Genomic DNA, 16,452 nt, shown 5'->3' with positions numbered 1-16,452 from the left:
GTCTCATGTCGCCTCCCGGCCGCCATCGGCTCGCCGGGCCGCTCTCCGCCGAGTGCGATGCCACCAGCGCCGGACGATCGGCCCGCCGCGCCGGCTCGCGGCCACTGCTGCGGCCGCGGTTCAGGAGCCCCGCTTCGGTGCGTGCCCCTGGGTACGGGAGTCGACCGGAACGACGCCGGTGCCGTCGGCGCTGCTCATTGCCGCGCCTCCGCCTCCAAGGCCTCGGCGAGACCGGCGACGGTGGGGTTTCTGAACAGGAGGACCGGCGGGACCCGGCGTCCGAGCCGCTCGCCGAGGCGGCTCGCGACCATGGTGATGGTCAACGAGGAGCCACCGACGTCGAAGAAGCCGTCCTGTGGGCCGAAGTCGTCCTCGACGCCCAGGCACTCCCGCCACACGTCGGCCACGAGGAGCTGCCGCTTGGTGAGGTTCTGGCGGGTGGCCGGCACCTGGTCGGGCACCGGGCGTGGGTCGGGCAGTGCGTTCCGGTCGGCCTTGCCGTTCGGGGTGAGGGGGATCTCACCGATCACGGTATAGCTCTGCGGCAGCATGTACGGCGGAAGCCGCTCCGCCAGGTGGGCGCGCAGTTCCGCGGGTTCAGGGGCGGGTCGTTCGGGTGCCTCGGGGATCAGGTAGGCCGCCAGCTGGTCCGCACCGGTGCCGGCTCGGCGCACGGCCACCACGCAGTCGGCCAGCGCGGGGTGGCTCTGGAGCGCGGCCTCGATCTCCCCGAGCTCGATGCGAAAGCCGCGCACCTTGACCTGGTGGTCGTTGCGGCCGAGAAAGACCAGATTCCCGTCGGGCAGCAGCCGGACCACATCACCCGTGGCGTACATTCGGGCGCCGGGCTCCGCGGCATACGGGTCGGGCAGGTACGCCGCGGCCGTGCGGGCCGGTTTGCCGAGATAGCCGCGACCGACGGCGCTGCCGCCGACGTACAGCTCCCCGCGACAGCCCGGGACGACCGGGCGCAGCCGCTGGTCCAGCACGTAGAGGTGCGCGTTGTCCGTCGCCCGGCCGAACGGGACGCTCGGGAGATGGCTGTGCCGATCGAGCGACTCCTCGGTGATCGGGCAGTACGCCGAGGTGACGGTCGCTTCGGTGGGCCCGTACTCGTTGAAGACCTGACATCCCGGCGCCGTGGCAGACAGGATGCGGCGGGCGACGTCGTGCGGCACGGCCTCGGCCCCGGTGAACACCAGGCGTACGGAGGCGAGTCGCGGAGCGGGATCCGTACCGGACTCCAGCAGGATCCGCATCTGCGAGGGCGTCGCGTTGAGCGTGGTGATGCCGCGCTCGGCGACTTCGCGCAGGAACTCCTCGGGATCGTAGGCGGCGGTGGGGCTCGCCAGGTGCAGTTCGGCGCCGGACAGCAGGCACTGGAAGATCTCCCAGACCGAGTTGTCGAACGCCACCGAGTGGTTGAGCAGGGCCCGGTCCCGCCCGCTGAGCCGGCACAGCCGCTGGTTCCACTCCAGGAACCCGGTGATGTTGGCGTGGGTGATCGCCACACCCTTGGGGTTGCCGGTCGAGCCGGACGTGTAGATCACGTAGGCGAGGTGGTGCGGCTGTGCCTCCTCGGCCGGCCCGGGGTCCGCCCCGGGCTCCTGGTCCACCGCCACGATGTGGACGCCGTCGCCGAACAGGGCCGAGGTGGGGTGCTCCGGGTCGGCTACGACCAGGTGTACGCCCGAGTCGGCGAGCAGGTACCGCAGCCGGTCCGTCGGGTAACCGGGGTCGAGCGGCACATAGGCGCCGCCCGCCTTCAGCACGCCGAGCAGGGCGACCACCAGCTCCACCGAGCGTTCCAGACAGACCGCGACCAGGGTTTCGGGACGCACTCCCCCGGCACGCAGCTCCCGGGCCAGCGCGCCGGCCCGCGCGTCGATCTCGGCGAACGTCAGCGACCGGCCGCCGCCCACGACACAGACCGCGTCAGGGGTCGCTCGCACCTGGCGGTCCCACAGGCGGACCAGGGTGGACGGCTCGGGCAGCGGCTCGACACGGTTGCCGAGGGAGACGGCACGCAGCTCGTCGGCCGAGACGATCTCCAGTTCGGAGAGTCGGGAGGTGGCGTCGGAGACCATCTGCTCGATGACCCGCAGGAAGTGCCGGCCGAGGCCCCGGGCGAAGTCCGCGTCGAACAGGTCGGTGGCGTACTCGACGGAGATGCTGAGGTCACCGGCCCCGGTGGCGTGGTCCGTCACGTCGAGGGCGAGGTCGAAGCGGGCGGTGCCGAGCCGTCCCTCCAGTTCCTTGCGGTCGTACAGTTCGGGCAGGTGACCTGCCCTCGGCTCCTCGTGCAGGGCGAGGAGCACCTGGAAGAGCGGATTGCGGCTCAGGTCGCGCTCAGGGCTCAGCTCCGCCACCAGCTTCTCGAAGGGCAGCTCCTGGTGCGCGTACGCCTGCCGTGCGACCTCGCGGACCCGGCCGAGCAGCTCGCGCCAGGTCGGGTCTCCGGACAGGTCGGTACGCAGGACGACGGTGTTCACGAAGTAGCCGACCACATCGCCCAGTTCGGGGCGTGGCCGACCGCCCGTCAGGGTGCCCACGGCGACGTCGCTCTCGTCGGCGTACCGACCGAGCAGCACCTGCAACGGGGCCAGCAGACCCATGAACAGGGTGACGCCCTCGGCCCGGCACAATGTGCGCAACCGCTGCGCCAAATCGGCCGGGACACGCAGCAGTTCGCGGCGGCCACGGTGGCTCGCGACGGCCGGCCGGGGGCGGCTCGTGGGCAGCTCCAGGACGGGCACTCCGGACAGCCGGGTGCGCCAGTGGGCGAGCAGCCGCTCCAGCTCGGCACCGGTGAGTCGCTCGCGCTGCCAGGCCGCGAAGTCGGCGTACGTCACGGGCAGCCGTGCCGGGTCGGGGCGGCGGCCGGCGGCGAGCTGCGCGTACAGTTCGCCCAGTTCCCGCACCATCAGGTCGACCGACGTGCCGTCGCTAGCTATGTGATGGAACGTCAGCAGCATGACGTCACGGCTCGGGGTGCACAGCACGTCCGCGCGCAGCAGCGGTGGCCGCCCGAGGTCGAAGGGGGCGCGGATCCGCTCGGTCAGCAGCGCGTCCAGGTCCTCTTCGGCGACCTCGATGCGGCGCAACGGCACCGGTCCCGGCTCATGCGGTTCGGGCAGGCCCCGGCCTGCGACGGCTACGACGGCCGTGCGCAGCGCAGGGTGCCTTCGCACCAACGCGGTCAGGCAGTCGTGCAGCAGCGTCAGGTCGAAGCGTGCGCCGCCGGGCATGCCCAGCACGACCGGCAGATGGTACGCGGGCACCGAGTCGTTCAGCTGCTCGAAGAACCAGATCCGCTCCTGGCCGAAGGAGAGTTCGCCGGTCGCGGCCGCGGGAATCGGCTCGTCGTCCGAGGGCTCCAGGCCGTCCAGGGCGGCGGCGAGCGCGGCGGGTGTCGGATGGGCGAAGACCGACTGGGCGTCGACCGGTACGCCGAGCTCCGCACGCAGCCGGGCGACGGCCCGCACCGCGGTGAGCGACTGGCCGCCCAGGCCGAAGAAGTCGTCGTACGGGGACACGTCGTCGAGCCCGAGCACCTCGGCCCACACGCGGCGCACCGCCGTGGTGTGCGGCGGCAGCAGGGCGTCGTCGAGTACCGGGCCGCCTGCCCTCACCGGGCTGTGGGGGATCCGCCGCACGGCGGCGCGGTCGGCCTTGCCCGCGGGGGTCCGAGGGAGGGCGTCGAGCACCGCGTAGCCCTGGGCCACCATGTGGGCGGGAAGCCGCTGTGCGAGATGGTCACGGACCTGGCGGGGCAGGTCGTCGGACGGGTTCCGCGCGTCGTGCGCGGGCACGAGGTACGCCACCAGCTGGTCGCCGCCCGCCGCGTCACGGTCGACGGCCACCACCGCGTCCGTGACGAGGGGATGACTGCGCACACAGGCCTCGATCTCGCCGAGCTCGATGCGGAAGCCGCGCACCTTGACCTGGTGGTCGTCACGGCCCAGCACCTCGAGGGTGCCGTCGTCGGACCACCGGGCGAGGTCGCCGGTCCGGTACAGGCGCCCGGGGACGTCCCCGAACGGGTCGGGCACGAACCGGTCGGCGGTCAGCGCGGGCCGGTTGTGGTAGCCGCGCGCCACACCCGCGCCACCGATCCACAGCTCGCCGGTGACTCCCGGACCGGCTTCCCGCCCGCCCTCGTCCACGACGTGCAGCCGGGTGTTGGCAAGGGCCGTGCCGACCGCGACCCGGTCGGTCACGGCGTCGACGCGGGCCGCGGTGGCCCACACCGTCGCCTCGGTCGGCCCGTACAGGTTCCACAGGGTGCCGCCGGTGGCGAGCAGGTCGCGGGCCAGCGGCGGATCGAGCGGCTCCCCGCCCGACAGCAGTACCCGGCCGTGCCCGTCCGTCCAGCCGGACGCCAGCAGCATCCGCCAGGTGGTCGGGGTCGCCTGGACGACGCTCACACCCGCCTCGGCGATGGTGGCGGCCAGCAGCTCGGGGTCGGTGTTGGCGGCGCGCGGGGCCATCACCACCGTCGCCCCGCGGGTCAGCGGCAGGAACAGCTCCAGCACGGAGATGTCGAACGACAGCGGGGTCAGTGCGAGGACCCGGTCGTGCGCCCCGAGGCCGGGGCGTTCGCCCACACTGCGCAGGAACGAGGTGATCGCCGCGTGGTCGACGGCCACGCCCTTGGGCAGGCCGGTCGATCCGGAGGTGTAGATGACGTAGGCCAGGTGGTGCGGATGCGCCACCTGGGTCACGGGTGCGCCAGGTTCCGAGGGGAACTCCTCGACCAGCAGGACGTCGGTCACACCGGACACCAGGGCCTGCGCGCGGCCGTCCGCGTCGCACAGCCACAGCGCGGCCCCCGCGTCGGTGGTCATGTGCCGCAGCCGGTCGGCCGGGTAGCCGGGGTCGAGGGGCAGGTACGCGGCACCCGACTTCAGGATGCCGAGCAGGGCCACGACCATCTCCACCGAGCGGCCGAGGCAGACGCCGACCAGGATCTCCGGTCCGATGCCGCGTGCCCGCAGCTCGGCGGCGAGTGCCGTGGCCCGGCGGTCCACGTCGGCGTAGGTCGCGCGGTGTGCTCCCGCGACGACGGCGACCGCGTCGGGGGTCGCGGCTGCCTGCCGCTCCCACAGGGCGACCAGGGTGGTCGGCGCCATGAACGGATCCTTTCTCAGCCCCGTGCGGGGAAGGCGCGTGTGATCGTCTCCGCCAGCTGTCGTTCCGCGCCACGCACATACAGGTGGGGGGCACCCGGGAACAGGTGCAGTTCGAAGTCGGCCGAGGTGTGCTCGCGCCAGCCGTCGAGCTCCGCCACGTCGACGCTGTCGTCGTCCGAGCCGGCGAGAACGGTCAGGGGGCAGGGCAGGGGTGCCTCGATCCGGTGCGTGTACGTCTCGCACAGCGTCAGGTCCGCGCGCAGCAGGGGCAGCAGCAGCTCCCGCAACTCGGCGTCCAGGTCGTCGAACTCGGCTGTGGCGAGCAGCTCGTCGTCCGGCAGCGTGTGCCGCGGATCGCGGTCCGGCGGGCCGGGGGCGCGCATGCCCGACAGGAACAGGCGGTCGGGCAGGCGCGTGCCGAGCCGGCGCAGCTGCCGGGCCGTCTCGAAGGCGATCAGGGAGCCCATGCTGTGGCCGAAGAAGGCGTACGGCTGGTCCGTGTGTTCCGCGACGAGCGGCGCCAGCGCGGCCACGGCTTCGTCCATGGACGTCAGGACCGGATCGGTGAAACGGTTCTCCCGGCCGGGCAACTGGACCGTACAGACTTCCACGGTGTCCGGCAGGTGTGCCGCCAGCCGGTAGGAGGAGGCGCCGGCTCCCGCGTGCGGGAAGACGAACAGGCGTCGTCGCGCGGTGAGTTCACGGCTGCCGAGCCCGCGCAGCCAGGACGCTGCGAGGCCAGGGGCCGTCATCGGGACGCCCGTACGGAGCGCGGGGTCAGATCGGTCCACACCTGCTCTATGTGGTCCAGGCACTCCTGGCGGGTGCCCTGCGCACCGGTGGCGGTCCAGCCGGCGGGCAGGGCACGGTCGGCGAACCAGACCGAGTACTGGTCCTCGTGGTTCACCACGACGACGTACCGGTCGCCGGCGGGGCCCGGTGCGGGTGAGGCGCTCATGTGTCAGACCCCCACACCGGTGAAGAAGTCGCTCACGCGGTGGCCCCTGCCCGCGGCGACGACCCGGTCGTGCACCCACTTGCCGACGGCGAGGTCGAGTACGCCGAGTCCGAACGGTGAGAAGATCGCCGGGCGTCCCTGGTCCCGGCGCAGCCGCCCGCGCAGCAGGTCGCCGAGGGTGCCGTCGACGAAGTCCCGTTTTCCGGTGCGCTGTTCGGTCAGGTGCAGCGAGGTGCGCTCGCGTACGGCGTGGTCGACGTCGTCGGTGACGTTCTGGGCGGCGAGGATCATCTCGGGGGCCAGGTCGCGCAGGGACAGGTGCAGGACGACCGGGTTGTGGGCCAGCAGCCCGGGGTCGTGCAGGTGTGGCTCGCCGGCCACGGTGGCCAGCAGCACCAGGTCGCAGTCGGTGAACGCGTCCTCCACCGTGTCGGCGACCACGATCTCGGCCTTGGTGTGCTCGGCCATGACGGCACCGAAGCGGCTCGCGGCCGCCGGGTCGAGGTCGAAGAGCCGGAAGGCGTCGATCTCCCAGTCGAGATCACGCAGGAATCGCCATACGTGCTGGGCGATCAGACCCGTGCCCACGATGCCGACCCGGCGGGCACGACGCGCACCCAGCAGCGTCTGCGCGCCGAGCACCGCCGAGGCCGCCGTCCGCGTCGCCGAGACGATCGAGGACTCCATGCAGGCGAACGGGTAGCCGGTGACACAGTCGTTGAGGATCAGCGTGGCCGAGGCACGCGGGATCCCCTGCTTCGTGTTGTCCGGGAAACTGGCGATCCACTTGTTGCCGGCGACCTCGAACTCGCCTCCCAGATAGGCGGGCAGGGAGATGACGCGCGACCGGCTCCGGTGCGGGAAGCGCAGGAACGAGCTGTGCGGGTTCGAGCTCTGTCCGGCGTCGTGCGCGAGGTAGGCGGCACGGACGACCTCGAGGAGCTCCGGACGGTGGGTGTCCGTCTCGGCGGCGATGTCGCCCGCGCCGATGACGGTCATGGGCGGTGGAGCCAGGGTGGACACGGAGTGCTCTCCTTCAGTTGACGGCCAGGGCTTCGACGCCGGAGGCCTTTGCCGCTTCCGAGCGCAGCTGCTGGACCCACGCGGGGTTGTAGACGGTCTGGGCGTAGGCCTGGCCGCGGTCGGCGGCGACGAAGGCGACCCGGGGACGGCGTGCGCCGGGACGGTGGCGGGCGAAGTGGTCCTGCACTGCGGCATAGCTGCTGCCGGTCGAACCGCCCGCGTACAGACCGTACTTGGCGACCAGGGCACCGCAGGCCTCGACGGCGCGCACCTCGGAGACGATCTCGACCTGGTCGATCAGCGCCTCACCGCACAGCGGAGGCACGATGCTGGAGCCGATGCCGGGGATACGCCGTTTCTTCGGCGGCCCTCCGAAGATCACCGAGCCTTCGGTGTCGACGGCGACGATCACGCAGCGCGGGTACGTCTCCTTGATCCGGTGGGAGAGCCCGGCGATCGTGCCGCCCGTGCCCACTCCGACGAAGAGGTAGTCGAGCGGGCCCGCCTGCGCGATCAGTTCGTCCGCGGTGAAGCGGTAGTGCGCGTCACGGGCATCCGGATTGGCGTACTGGTTGGGCCAGTACGCCGAGTCGAGGTCGACCAGCAGTTCCTGTACCCGGGACAGCCGGGACTTCAGGTAGCTGCCCGCCGTGTCACGGATGGAGACCTTCTCCACCCGCTCGCACAGTAAACGGAGTTGGGCCTCGGTGGCCTCGTTGCAGTTCGGATCGATGACCGGAACGAACGACAGGCCGAGCATACGGCAGTAGAAAGCGAGAGCCAGCGCGAAATTGCCGGACGACGATTCGACCACCGTGGTGTCGTGCGTTATCTCCCCTCGGCCGATCGCCCGTTCCAGAATCCACAGTGCCGAACGGTCCTTGGTACTTCCGGCGGGATTGCAGAATTCCAGCTTGGCGACGATGTCGCACTGCTCGTCCGCCAGGGGAACCAACGGGGTGCCCATGAGGCCCCTGCGAATGTGTTTTGTCCGTTCGATCAGAAATTGATCAGCACGCCTGTGGAGCATGGGCCGAGTGTGGCATGGGGCCGGACGAGGCGGCTCAACCGCGACTCAAGTGCCGCGCTGCCGTGTGCGAGCCCCGTCGTCGGCCCGGCGGCCCGGGCGGCCACCGACACGGAGTACAGCTCCGTGGCATGGGCGCCGGCCCTGGTGTCCACCGTCGGATCCTGCGGACCGCGGGGGCAGGCCCTCGGGCGCCGCGTGCGGACCGGTGCGGGGACCGGCGCAGGGGCCGCCACCCGCTCACCCGTCGGAGGGCCGGACGAGGTGACCGGGCCCTCGGAGCGGCGTGCGCTACGAGCGAAGGAACGCGTACGCGACGAGGGGCCGCTGCCCGAGTTCATCGACCGCCTCCGCAGCGGAGAGGTGGCGACGCTCCGCGTCCCGGGGACGGCCGTCTTCCTCAACCGGGGCAAGCAGACCACGCCTCTGGCCATGCGGGCCAACGTCGAGCACAACCACGTGCGTCACGACCGGGTCGTGATCCTGGCCATCGAGACCGAACCGATCCCCCGCGTCCCGGCGGACCGGCGGCTCGTCGTCGACGACCTCGGCTACACCGACGACGGGATCGTCCACGTCACCGCCCGGTTCGGCTACATGGAGACGCCGGACGTCCCCAGCACGATGGCCGTGCTGGAGCCGGTCAGCGCCGAAGAACCGCTGGGGCTCGACGAGGCGTCCTACTTCCTGTCGAAGATCGACCTACGGCGCGGCAAGGAGCCGACGATGGCGCCCTGGCGCAAGCGGCTCTTCATCGCCACCTCCTACATCACCGCGGACGCCGCCGAGTACTTCGGCCTCCCCCGTGACCGCACGGTCATCATGGGCTCGCACATCGAGGTGTAGCGGTGCGGGCGGGTCACAGCCCCACGTCGCGGCTGCGGATGTCCTCGAGGGACTCCCGCCGGACGAGCAGACGGGCGAGTCCGTCGCGCACGGCGACGACCGGCGGGCGGCCGACGAGGTTGTATCCGGAGGCCATGGACAGGTGGTAGGCCCCTGCCACGGGGACGGCGAGGTGGTCGCCCGGCCGCACGTCCGCGGGAAGGTCCGCGTCGGCGGCGAGGACGTCACCGGCCTCGCAGTGCCGGCCCACCACGGTCGCCCGGGCCGTGGCGGCGGTACTGTGCCGGCCGATCAGGCGGGGGGCGTACCGGACGCCGTACAGGGCGGGGCGCGGGTTGTCGCTCATGCCGCCGTCGACGGCCACGAACACGGTGTGCCCGGTGTGTTTGACGGACAGGACGCGGTAGACGGCGATGCCCGCCGGTCCGGCGACGGCCCGCCCGGGTTCGATGATCAGCCGGGGGACGGGGAGGCCGGCCGTGGCGCAGGCGTCGGTCAGCTCGGCGCGTACCCTGCGGGCCAGCGCGGTGAGGTCCAGGGCCTCGTCGCCGGGGCGGTAGGCGATGCCGTGGCCACCTCCGAGATCGAGTTCCGGCAGGACGAGGCCGTGCTGCTCGTGGAGGCGGGTCATGAGGCCGACCAGACGGCGTACGGCGACCAGGTACGGCTTGACGCCGGTGATCTGTGAGCCCAGGTGGCAGTGCAGGCCGGTGAGTTCGAGCTGCGGCTGGTCGAGTATGCGGGCGATGGCGTGCGCCGCGTACCCGTCGGCGATGGACAGGCCGAACTTCTGGTCGTCGGTGCCGGTGCGGATCTTCTCGTGGCCGCCCGCGCTGATGCCGGGCACCACCCGGACCATCACCTTCTGGTGGCCGTCCGGTCCCACGGCGGCGGCCAGCCGGGCGATCTCGGCGGGGCTGTCGATGACGATGCGTCCGACGCCGAGCCGCAGGGCGGCGTCCAGGTCGCGGGGCGACTTGGCGTTGCCGTGCAGCACGATCCGCTCGGGCGGGAAGCCCGTGGTGACGGCGAGTTCGAGTTCGCCGGCGGAGCAGACGTCCAGGCCGAGGCCCTCCTCGTCCATCCAGTGGGCCATCGCGCGGCACAGGAACGCCTTGGCGGCGTAAAGGACTTCGCTGCCGGGGAACGCGTCCCGGTAGGCGCGGCAGCGGTCGCGGACCTCGGCCTCGTCCAGGACGTAGACAGGGGTGCCGAAGCGGTCGGCCACCTCGGCGAGGGCTACGCCGCCCACGCCCAGTTCGCCGAGCGGGCGTTCGGTGGTGGAGGCGGGCCACACCGACAGGCAGGCAGCGGTGGTGGCCGGTTCGTGAACCGTGGTCATCGTGACTGCCCCTCTCAGGCGATCCGCAGGGCGGAGGTCTTGTGCGTGACCGGCCGGGCCGGTGCGACCGGTGCCGGCGGGGCGACGGGTGCGGCCCCGGCGGGCGGGACGGCGGGGCCGGGTGCCGGGGCGCTGAAGGGCGGGTCGACCGTGACGGTGGTGACGCCGAGCGGGGCGGTCAGCGCGCGCAGGGCGGACTCCGCGAGGCGGATCCAGGCCTGGCCGGGCCCGAGGGTGGCCGTCAGGCGGTGCTCCGAGGTGAAGCCGACGGCCGTGCGCCGGCCGAGCGGGGTGCGGAAGAGCCGGGCCGCACACCCGGACGGGCCCGGCCGGACCGGGACGTACAGCGGTCCGGCCGGGAGTCGTTCGGCGGGCTCTGAGTCGTCGCCGTGGAGGAGTTCTGCCATGGGGTGCCTCCCGTAGGGCAGGAGCGGGGGAACGGAGCGGTGAGACCCCGGACGCGGAGAGCCGGGCCGGGGTTCGCTGCCGACGTTATGCCCGCCGGCCCCGGCCCTCGGACCGGTCCTGACGGGACGCTGACGACCGTCCGGATGACTTTGACGGGTTGCTGACAGCGCTGGTGGGAGGCGCCGGGAGGCCGTCGGAGGAGCGCCAAGAACGGGTGCACGGACCGCCGGGAGCTCGGGAACGGGGGTGAGATGGACGGGGTTTCGCGAAAGATCGCAGGCCTGCAACCCCCCGTCGGCACCTGCGGAAGGTGAAAGCGATGTCCGAGTTCCCCACGCCCTCGGTCGCTCGCGTCGTGGTGGGAGTGAGCGGCTCGCCGGGAAGCCTCGCCGTCCTCGGCCGGGCTGCCGAAGAGGCCCGCATCCGCGGTGCGGAGCTCTGGCCGGTGGTCGCCTGGGAGCCGCCGGAGGGGGATCTCACCGCCCGCAGGTGCCCGGCGACGACCGCCGTGGCCCCGGAGTGGGAGCGGCTCGCGCGGGAAAGGCTCGCCGGAGCGCTGCGTGAGGTGTTCGCCAGTACCGGCACCGGGTTGCCGGGACAGGCGCTCGTCGTCCGGGGTGCCCCCGGACCGGCGCTGGTGCGGATCGCCGCCCGGGACGGCGACGTCCTCATCGTCGGCGCCGGTGGGCGGGGCCGGCTGCTCCGCGCGCTGCGGCCGTCGGTCGGCCGCTACTGCCTCGCCCACGCCGTCTGCCCGGTGCCCGCGGTGCCGCCCTCCCCGTTGCGGGCGGCGCTGACCTCCGTGCACCGCCGGAACGTCCTGCGGCTGCGCCTGCACACCGGCCACCTGGAGCGGGAGTTCGAGTCTCTGCCGCCCGACGCCCGCCGAAGTGCCGGGTGACGTGGTCGTCGGCGCCCGTGTCGAGGGCCGACGACCTTCTCGGCAAAGGCCCGCCGGGCGGAAGGCACCACGACGGGTGCCGGCTCCAGCCGCGCAGAGCCCTGATGAGGTCGGTGCCGTCCGTGGGGGGGCGGGCCGGGATCGGGCAGGACCGACCCGCACGCCGTACGGGCACGCGTCACCGCCTTGCCGTACGCCGGGCCGGGCGCGCCACGAGCGGGACGGCCGGCTGCACGGCGGCGGGAGCCGGTGGTCCGGGAAGCCTCCCAAACCACCGGCTCCCGCACCAGTCGCCTCGCACCGTCACCGGTTCGCCACGAGCTCCTTGAGCGCGATGTTGAGCTCCAGGACGTTCACCCGGGGCTCACCGACGAAGCCGAGAGCGCGGTGCCGCGTGTGCTCCTCGACCAGTTTCCCGACCCGCGCGACGGACAGGCCGTTCCTCACGGCGACCCGGTGGACCTGGAGTGCGGCGTACTGCGGGGAGATGGCCGGGTCCAGGCCGGAGCCGGAGGAGGTGACGGCGTCGGCGGGAACGTCCGACGGCTTCACGGTGTACCCGGGTACCGAGTTGTCCTTCACCACGGCGGCCTTCGCGGCGAGCACCTGGGCGCAGAGCGTGCCGTCGCCGGGCTCGGCCGGGCACTCGCCGTTCACGGCACCGCTGTCGGCGGCCAGGTTCGTCGCGCCGGACAGGATCAGCTTGTACCGCGTGTTCACGCTGTTGCCGCCGAGTCCACCGGCCGGGCGGCCCTGGAACCACTTCAGGTCCGGGTCGGGCGTGTCCTGGCCCTTCTTCAGAGGCAGGGTGTACTGCTGCCCGATGAGGGAGGAGCCGACGACCCTGCCGTCAGACTCGATCTCGGAGCCGTTCGCCTTCTCGTGGAACAGGCCCTGGGCGACGCCGGTGACGGCCAGCGGGTAGAGGACGCCGGTGACCAGGGTCAGCACGAGCAGGGCGCGCAGGCCCGCCCCGAGCAACCGGGCGGTGTTCGTAACGGAGTTGTTCATGGCGGTCAGCCGATTCCGGGGATGAGGGAGAGAAGCAGGTCGATGATCTTGATGCCGATGAACGGGGCGATCAGGCCGCCGATGCCGTAGACGCCGAGGTTGCGCCGCAGCATCCGGTCGGCGCTGACCGGCCTGTACCGCACGCCCTTCAGGGAGAGCGGCACCAGCGCGACGATGATCAGCGCGTTGAAGACGACGGCCGACAGGATCGCGGAGTCCGGTGAGGACAGCCGCATGATGTTCAGCCCGTCCAGACCCGGGTAGACCGCCGCGAACAGCGCGGGGATGATCGCGAAGTACTTGGCGACGTCGTTGGCGATGGAGAAGGTCGTCAACGCGCCCCGGGTGATGAGGAGTTGCTTGCCGATCTCGACGATCTCGATGAGCTTGGTCGGGTCGGAGTCGAGGTCGACCATGTTGCCGGCCTCCTTGGCGGCCGACGTACCGGTGTTCATCGCCACGCCGACGTCCGCCTGGGCGAGGGCGGGCGCGTCGTTGGTGCCGTCGCCGGTCATCGCGACCAGCTTGCCGCCGGCCTGTTCCCGCTTGATGAGGGCCATCTTGTCCTCGGGGGTGGCCTCGGCGAGGAAGTCGTCGACGCCCGCCTCGGCGGCGATCGCCTTGGCGGTCAGCGGGTTGTCACCCGTGATCATGACCGTCCTGATGCCCATGCGGCGCAGTTCGTCGAACCGCTCCCGCATGCCGTCCTTGACGACGTCCTTCAGGTGGATCACCCCGAGAACGCGGGCGCCCTCGCCGTCGTGGACGGCGACCAGGAGCGGGGTGCCGCCCGCCTCGGAGACACGGGCGGCGATGCCGTGGGCGTCTCCGGCGACCGTGCCGCCCCGTTCCTCGACCCAGGCGGCGACCGAGGCGGTGGCACCCTTGCGGATCCGGCGGCCGTCGACGTCCACGCCCGACATCCGGGTCTGGGCGGTGAACCCGATCCACTCGGCGTGCGCCAGCTCGCCCTGGTGGCGCTCGCGCAGCCCGTACCGCTCCTTGGCCAGGACCACGACGGAACGGCCCTCGGGCGTCTCGTCCGCGAGGGAGGACAGCTGGGCCGCGTCGGCGACCTCCGCCTCGGTGGTGCCGCTCACCGGCACGAACTCGGCGGCCCGCCGGTTGCCGAGGGTGATGGTGCCGGTCTTGTCCAGCAGCAGCGTGGAGACGTCACCGGCGGCCTCCACCGCACGGCCCGACATCGCGAGGACGTTGCGCTGGACGAGGCGGTCCATGCCCGCGATGCCGATCGCGGAGAGCAGCGCGCCGATCGTGGTCGGGATCAGACAGACCAGCAGGGCCACCAGCACGACCAGGGTCAGGTGGGTGCCGGCGTAGTCGGCGAACGGCGGCAGTGTGGCGCAGGCCAGCAGGAAGACGATGGTCAGCGAGGCGAGCAGGATGTTCAGCGCGACCTCGTTGGGCGTCTTCTGCCGGGCCGCGCCCTCGACGAGACCGATCATCCGGTCGATGAAGGTCTCGCCCGGCTTCGTCGTGATCCGGATGACGATCCGGTCGGAGAGGACCTTCGTGCCGCCGGTCACCGCGGAACGGTCGCCGCCGGACTCGCGGATCACGGGAGCGGACTCGCCGGTGATCGCCGACTCGTCCACCGAGGCGACGCCCTCGATGACGTCGCCGTCACCGGGGATGACGTCACCGGCCTCGCAGACCACCAGGTCGCCGATCCGCAGTGCGGTGCCCGGCACCCGCTCCTCGGATCCGTCGGCCGGCAGCCGGCGCGCGACGGCGTCGGTCTTGGCCCTGCGCAGGGTGTCGGCCTGGGCCTTGCCGCGGCCCTCGGCGACCGCCTCCGCCAGGTTGGCGAAGACCACCGTCAGCCACAGCCAGGCGCTGATGGTCCAGCCGAACCAGTCCCCCGGGTCCCTGACGGAGAACACCGTGGTCAGGACCGAGCCGATCCACACCACGAACATCACGGGCGACTTGACCATCACCCGGGGGTCGAGCTTGCGGAGCGCCTCCGGCACCGACGTGAGCAGCTGCCGGGCGTCGAAGAGACCCGCTCCGACACGGCCTTCGGCCCGATCGTGTCCGGTCGGTGCGTCCCGGTGGGGTGCGAGGGTGGAAGTGGACATGGAGTCCTCGTGCTTCTCGGTGTCGGTGGTCATCACGCCAGTCCTTCGGCGAGCGGGCCCAGGGCGAGGGCCGGGAAGTACGTGAGACCGGTGATGATGAGGATCGCGCCGACCAGCAGGCCGGTGAACAGGGGCTTCTCGGTGCGCAGGGTGCCCGCGGTGACCGGCACCGGCCGCTGCCCGGCGAGCGAGCCGGCCAGGGCCAGGACGAACACCATCGGCAGGAAGCGGCCGAGGAGCATCGCGAGCCCGGTCACGGTGTTGAACCAGTCGGTGTTGACGTTCAGTCCGGCGAAGGCCGAACCGTTGTTGTTGGCCGCGGAGGTGAAGGCGTACAGCACCTCGGAGAACCCGTGCGCGCCGGAGTTGAGCATCGAGTGCGGCGGGGTCGGCAGCGCCATCGAGGCGGCCGTGGACACGAGCACCAGGGCGGGGGTGACCAGGATGTACGCCGCGGCCAGCTTCATCTCCCGCGCGCCGATCTTCTTGCCCAGGTACTCGGGCGTGCGGCCGACCATGAGGCCGGCGATGAACACCGCGATGACCGCCATGATCAGGATGCCGTAGAGGCCGGAGCCGGTGCCACCGGGCGCGATCTCGCCCAGCATCATGCCCAGCATCGTGATGCCGCCGCCGAGCCCGGTGAAGGAGGAGTGGAAGGAGTCCACCGCACCGGTCGAGGTGAGCGTGGTGGCCACCGCGAAGATCGACGACCCGCCGACGCCGAAGCGGACCTCCTTGCCCTCCATCGCCCCGCCCGCGGCCTGCAGCGCCGGGCCGTGGTGGGCGAACTCGGTCCACATCATCAGGGCGGTGAACCCGAGCCAGATCGCGCCCATGGTGGCGAGGATCGCGTAGCCCTGCTTCGCCGATCCGACCAGCACACCGAAGGTGCGGGTCAGGGAGAACGGGATCACCAGGATCAGGAAGACCTCGAACAGGTTGGTGAAGGCGGTGGGGTTCTCGAAGGGATGGGCGGAGTTGGCGTTGAAGTAGCCGCCGCCGTTGGTGCCCAGCTCCTTGATGGCCTCCTGGGAGGCGACCGCGCCGCCGTTCCACTGCTGCGAGCCGCCCATGAACTGCCCGACCTCGTGGATGCCGGAGAAGTTCTGGATCGCCCCGCAGGCCACGAGGACCACCGCGGCGACGGCGGCGACCGGCACCAGGATCCGCAGGGTGCCGCGCACCAGGTCGGCCCAGAAGTTGCCGAGTTCACCGGTGCGCGACCGGGCGAACCCCCGGACGAGCGCCACGGCGACCGCCATGCCGACGGCGGCGGAGACGAAGTTCTGCACGGCCAGACCGGCGGTCTGCACGACGTGCCCCATGGTCTGCTCGCCGTAGTACGACTGCCAGTTGGTGTTGGTCACGAACGACACGGCCGTGTTGAACGACTGCGCCGGGTTCACCGAGGAGAAGCCCGTCGAGCCGGGCAGCACGCCCTGGAGCCGCTGGAGCAGGTAGAGGAACAGGACGCCGACGGCCGAGAAGGCGAGGACCGCGCGCAGATACGCGGGCCAGGTCATCTCGGTGTCGGGATCGGCACCGATGCCCCGGTAGATCCACCGCTCCGCCCGCAGATGCTTCGCGGAGGAGTAGACCCGGGCCATGTGGTTGCCGAAGGGGATGTGGACGAGCGCCAGCACGCCTATGAGAGCGAGCAGTTGGAGCACGCCCGCGGTTTCGGGGCTCATGGGGTGGC

The 16,452-nt window shown here is 72.0% G+C and carries 12 protein-coding genes; 2 read left to right on the top strand and 10 right to left on the bottom strand.

Annotation, left to right across the window (positions count from 1 at the left end; genetic code table 11):
• Window positions 1-194 precede the first annotated feature (194 nt).
• Genes ACF08B_RS02685 through sbnA form a run of 5 tightly spaced genes read right to left on the bottom strand, consistent with a single transcriptional unit; the run spans window position 195 to window position 8,143 of the window.
• Window positions 195-5,132: an amino acid adenylation domain-containing protein gene (locus ACF08B_RS02685; RefSeq protein WP_392315699.1), complete on the bottom strand. Its 4,938-nt coding sequence runs from the start codon at window positions 5,130-5,132 to the stop codon at window positions 195-197.
• Between the two features lie 14 nt (window positions 5,133-5,146).
• The gene (locus tag ACF08B_RS02680; RefSeq protein ID WP_392315698.1) at window positions 5,147-5,884 is read right to left on the bottom strand and encodes a thioesterase II family protein; all 738 of its coding nucleotides are present in this window, start codon (window positions 5,882-5,884) and stop codon (window positions 5,147-5,149) included.
• Window positions 5,881-6,090 (bottom strand): MbtH family protein, encoded by a 210-nt coding sequence (locus ACF08B_RS02675; RefSeq protein WP_366009110.1) that lies wholly within the window; start codon window positions 6,088-6,090, stop codon window positions 5,881-5,883. Before ACF08B_RS02675 ends, ACF08B_RS02680 begins: the two co-directional genes overlap by 4 nt.
• A gap of 3 nt (window positions 6,091-6,093) precedes the next feature.
• The gene (gene sbnB / locus ACF08B_RS02670) at window positions 6,094-7,089 is read right to left on the bottom strand and encodes a 2,3-diaminopropionate biosynthesis protein SbnB (RefSeq protein ID WP_392316024.1); all 996 of its coding nucleotides are present in this window, start codon (window positions 7,087-7,089) and stop codon (window positions 6,094-6,096) included.
• A 37-nt stretch (window positions 7,090-7,126) separates the two neighbouring features.
• Complete coding sequence (gene sbnA, locus ACF08B_RS02665) at window positions 7,127-8,143, bottom strand: 2,3-diaminopropionate biosynthesis protein SbnA (protein WP_392315697.1); 1,017 nt, start codon at window positions 8,141-8,143, stop codon at window positions 7,127-7,129.
• Window positions 8,144-8,266: 123 nt separating this feature from the next.
• On the opposite strand from sbnA, the gene ACF08B_RS02660 reads away from it, so the two are divergent.
• The gene (locus ACF08B_RS02660) at window positions 8,267-8,986 is read left to right on the top strand and encodes a hypothetical protein (RefSeq protein ID WP_392315696.1); all 720 of its coding nucleotides are present in this window, start codon (window positions 8,267-8,269) and stop codon (window positions 8,984-8,986) included.
• Window positions 8,987-8,999: 13 nt separating this feature from the next.
• On the opposite strand, the gene lysA is transcribed toward ACF08B_RS02660, so the two are convergent.
• Window positions 9,000-10,328: a diaminopimelate decarboxylase gene (gene lysA, locus ACF08B_RS02655; RefSeq protein WP_392315695.1), complete on the bottom strand. Its 1,329-nt coding sequence runs from the start codon at window positions 10,326-10,328 to the stop codon at window positions 9,000-9,002.
• 14 nt (window positions 10,329-10,342) lie between these two features.
• Window positions 10,343-10,735: an SAV_915 family protein gene (locus tag ACF08B_RS02650; RefSeq protein WP_392315694.1), complete on the bottom strand. Its 393-nt coding sequence runs from the start codon at window positions 10,733-10,735 to the stop codon at window positions 10,343-10,345.
• Window positions 10,736-11,055: 320 nt separating this feature from the next.
• Between ACF08B_RS02650 and ACF08B_RS02645 the strand changes: the two genes are divergently transcribed.
• On the top strand, window positions 11,056-11,637 hold the full coding sequence (locus tag ACF08B_RS02645; RefSeq protein ID WP_392315693.1) for a universal stress protein: 582 nt from the start codon (window positions 11,056-11,058) through the stop codon (window positions 11,635-11,637).
• Between the two features lie 303 nt (window positions 11,638-11,940).
• Here the strand turns inward: ACF08B_RS02645 and ACF08B_RS02640 are convergent, their stop codons facing one another.
• The 3 genes from ACF08B_RS02640 to kdpA are packed head-to-tail and all read right to left on the bottom strand — an operon-like array spanning window position 11,941 to window position 16,444.
• Window positions 11,941-12,648 carry a potassium-transporting ATPase subunit C gene (locus ACF08B_RS02640; protein ID WP_392315692.1) on the bottom strand — a complete coding sequence of 236 codons (708 nt, stop codon included), beginning with the start codon at window positions 12,646-12,648 and terminating at the stop codon, window positions 11,941-11,943.
• A gap of 5 nt (window positions 12,649-12,653) precedes the next feature.
• Entirely contained in the window at window positions 12,654-14,783 is a 2,130-nt protein-coding gene (gene kdpB / locus ACF08B_RS02635; protein WP_392315691.1) for a potassium-transporting ATPase subunit KdpB, read from the bottom strand.
• Window positions 14,783-16,444 carry a potassium-transporting ATPase subunit KdpA gene (gene kdpA, locus ACF08B_RS02630; RefSeq protein WP_392315690.1) on the bottom strand — a complete coding sequence of 554 codons (1,662 nt, stop codon included), beginning with the start codon at window positions 16,442-16,444 and terminating at the stop codon, window positions 14,783-14,785. The genes kdpB and kdpA overlap by 1 nt, the downstream gene beginning before the upstream one ends.
• Window positions 16,445-16,452: the final 8 nt, after the last annotated feature.

The organism is Streptomyces sp. NPDC015139 (assembly GCF_043079785.1).
Classification (GTDB): domain Bacteria; phylum Actinomycetota; class Actinomycetes; order Streptomycetales; family Streptomycetaceae; genus Streptomyces; species Streptomyces albidocamelliae.
This window is presented reverse-complemented; position numbering and strand designations above follow the sequence as displayed.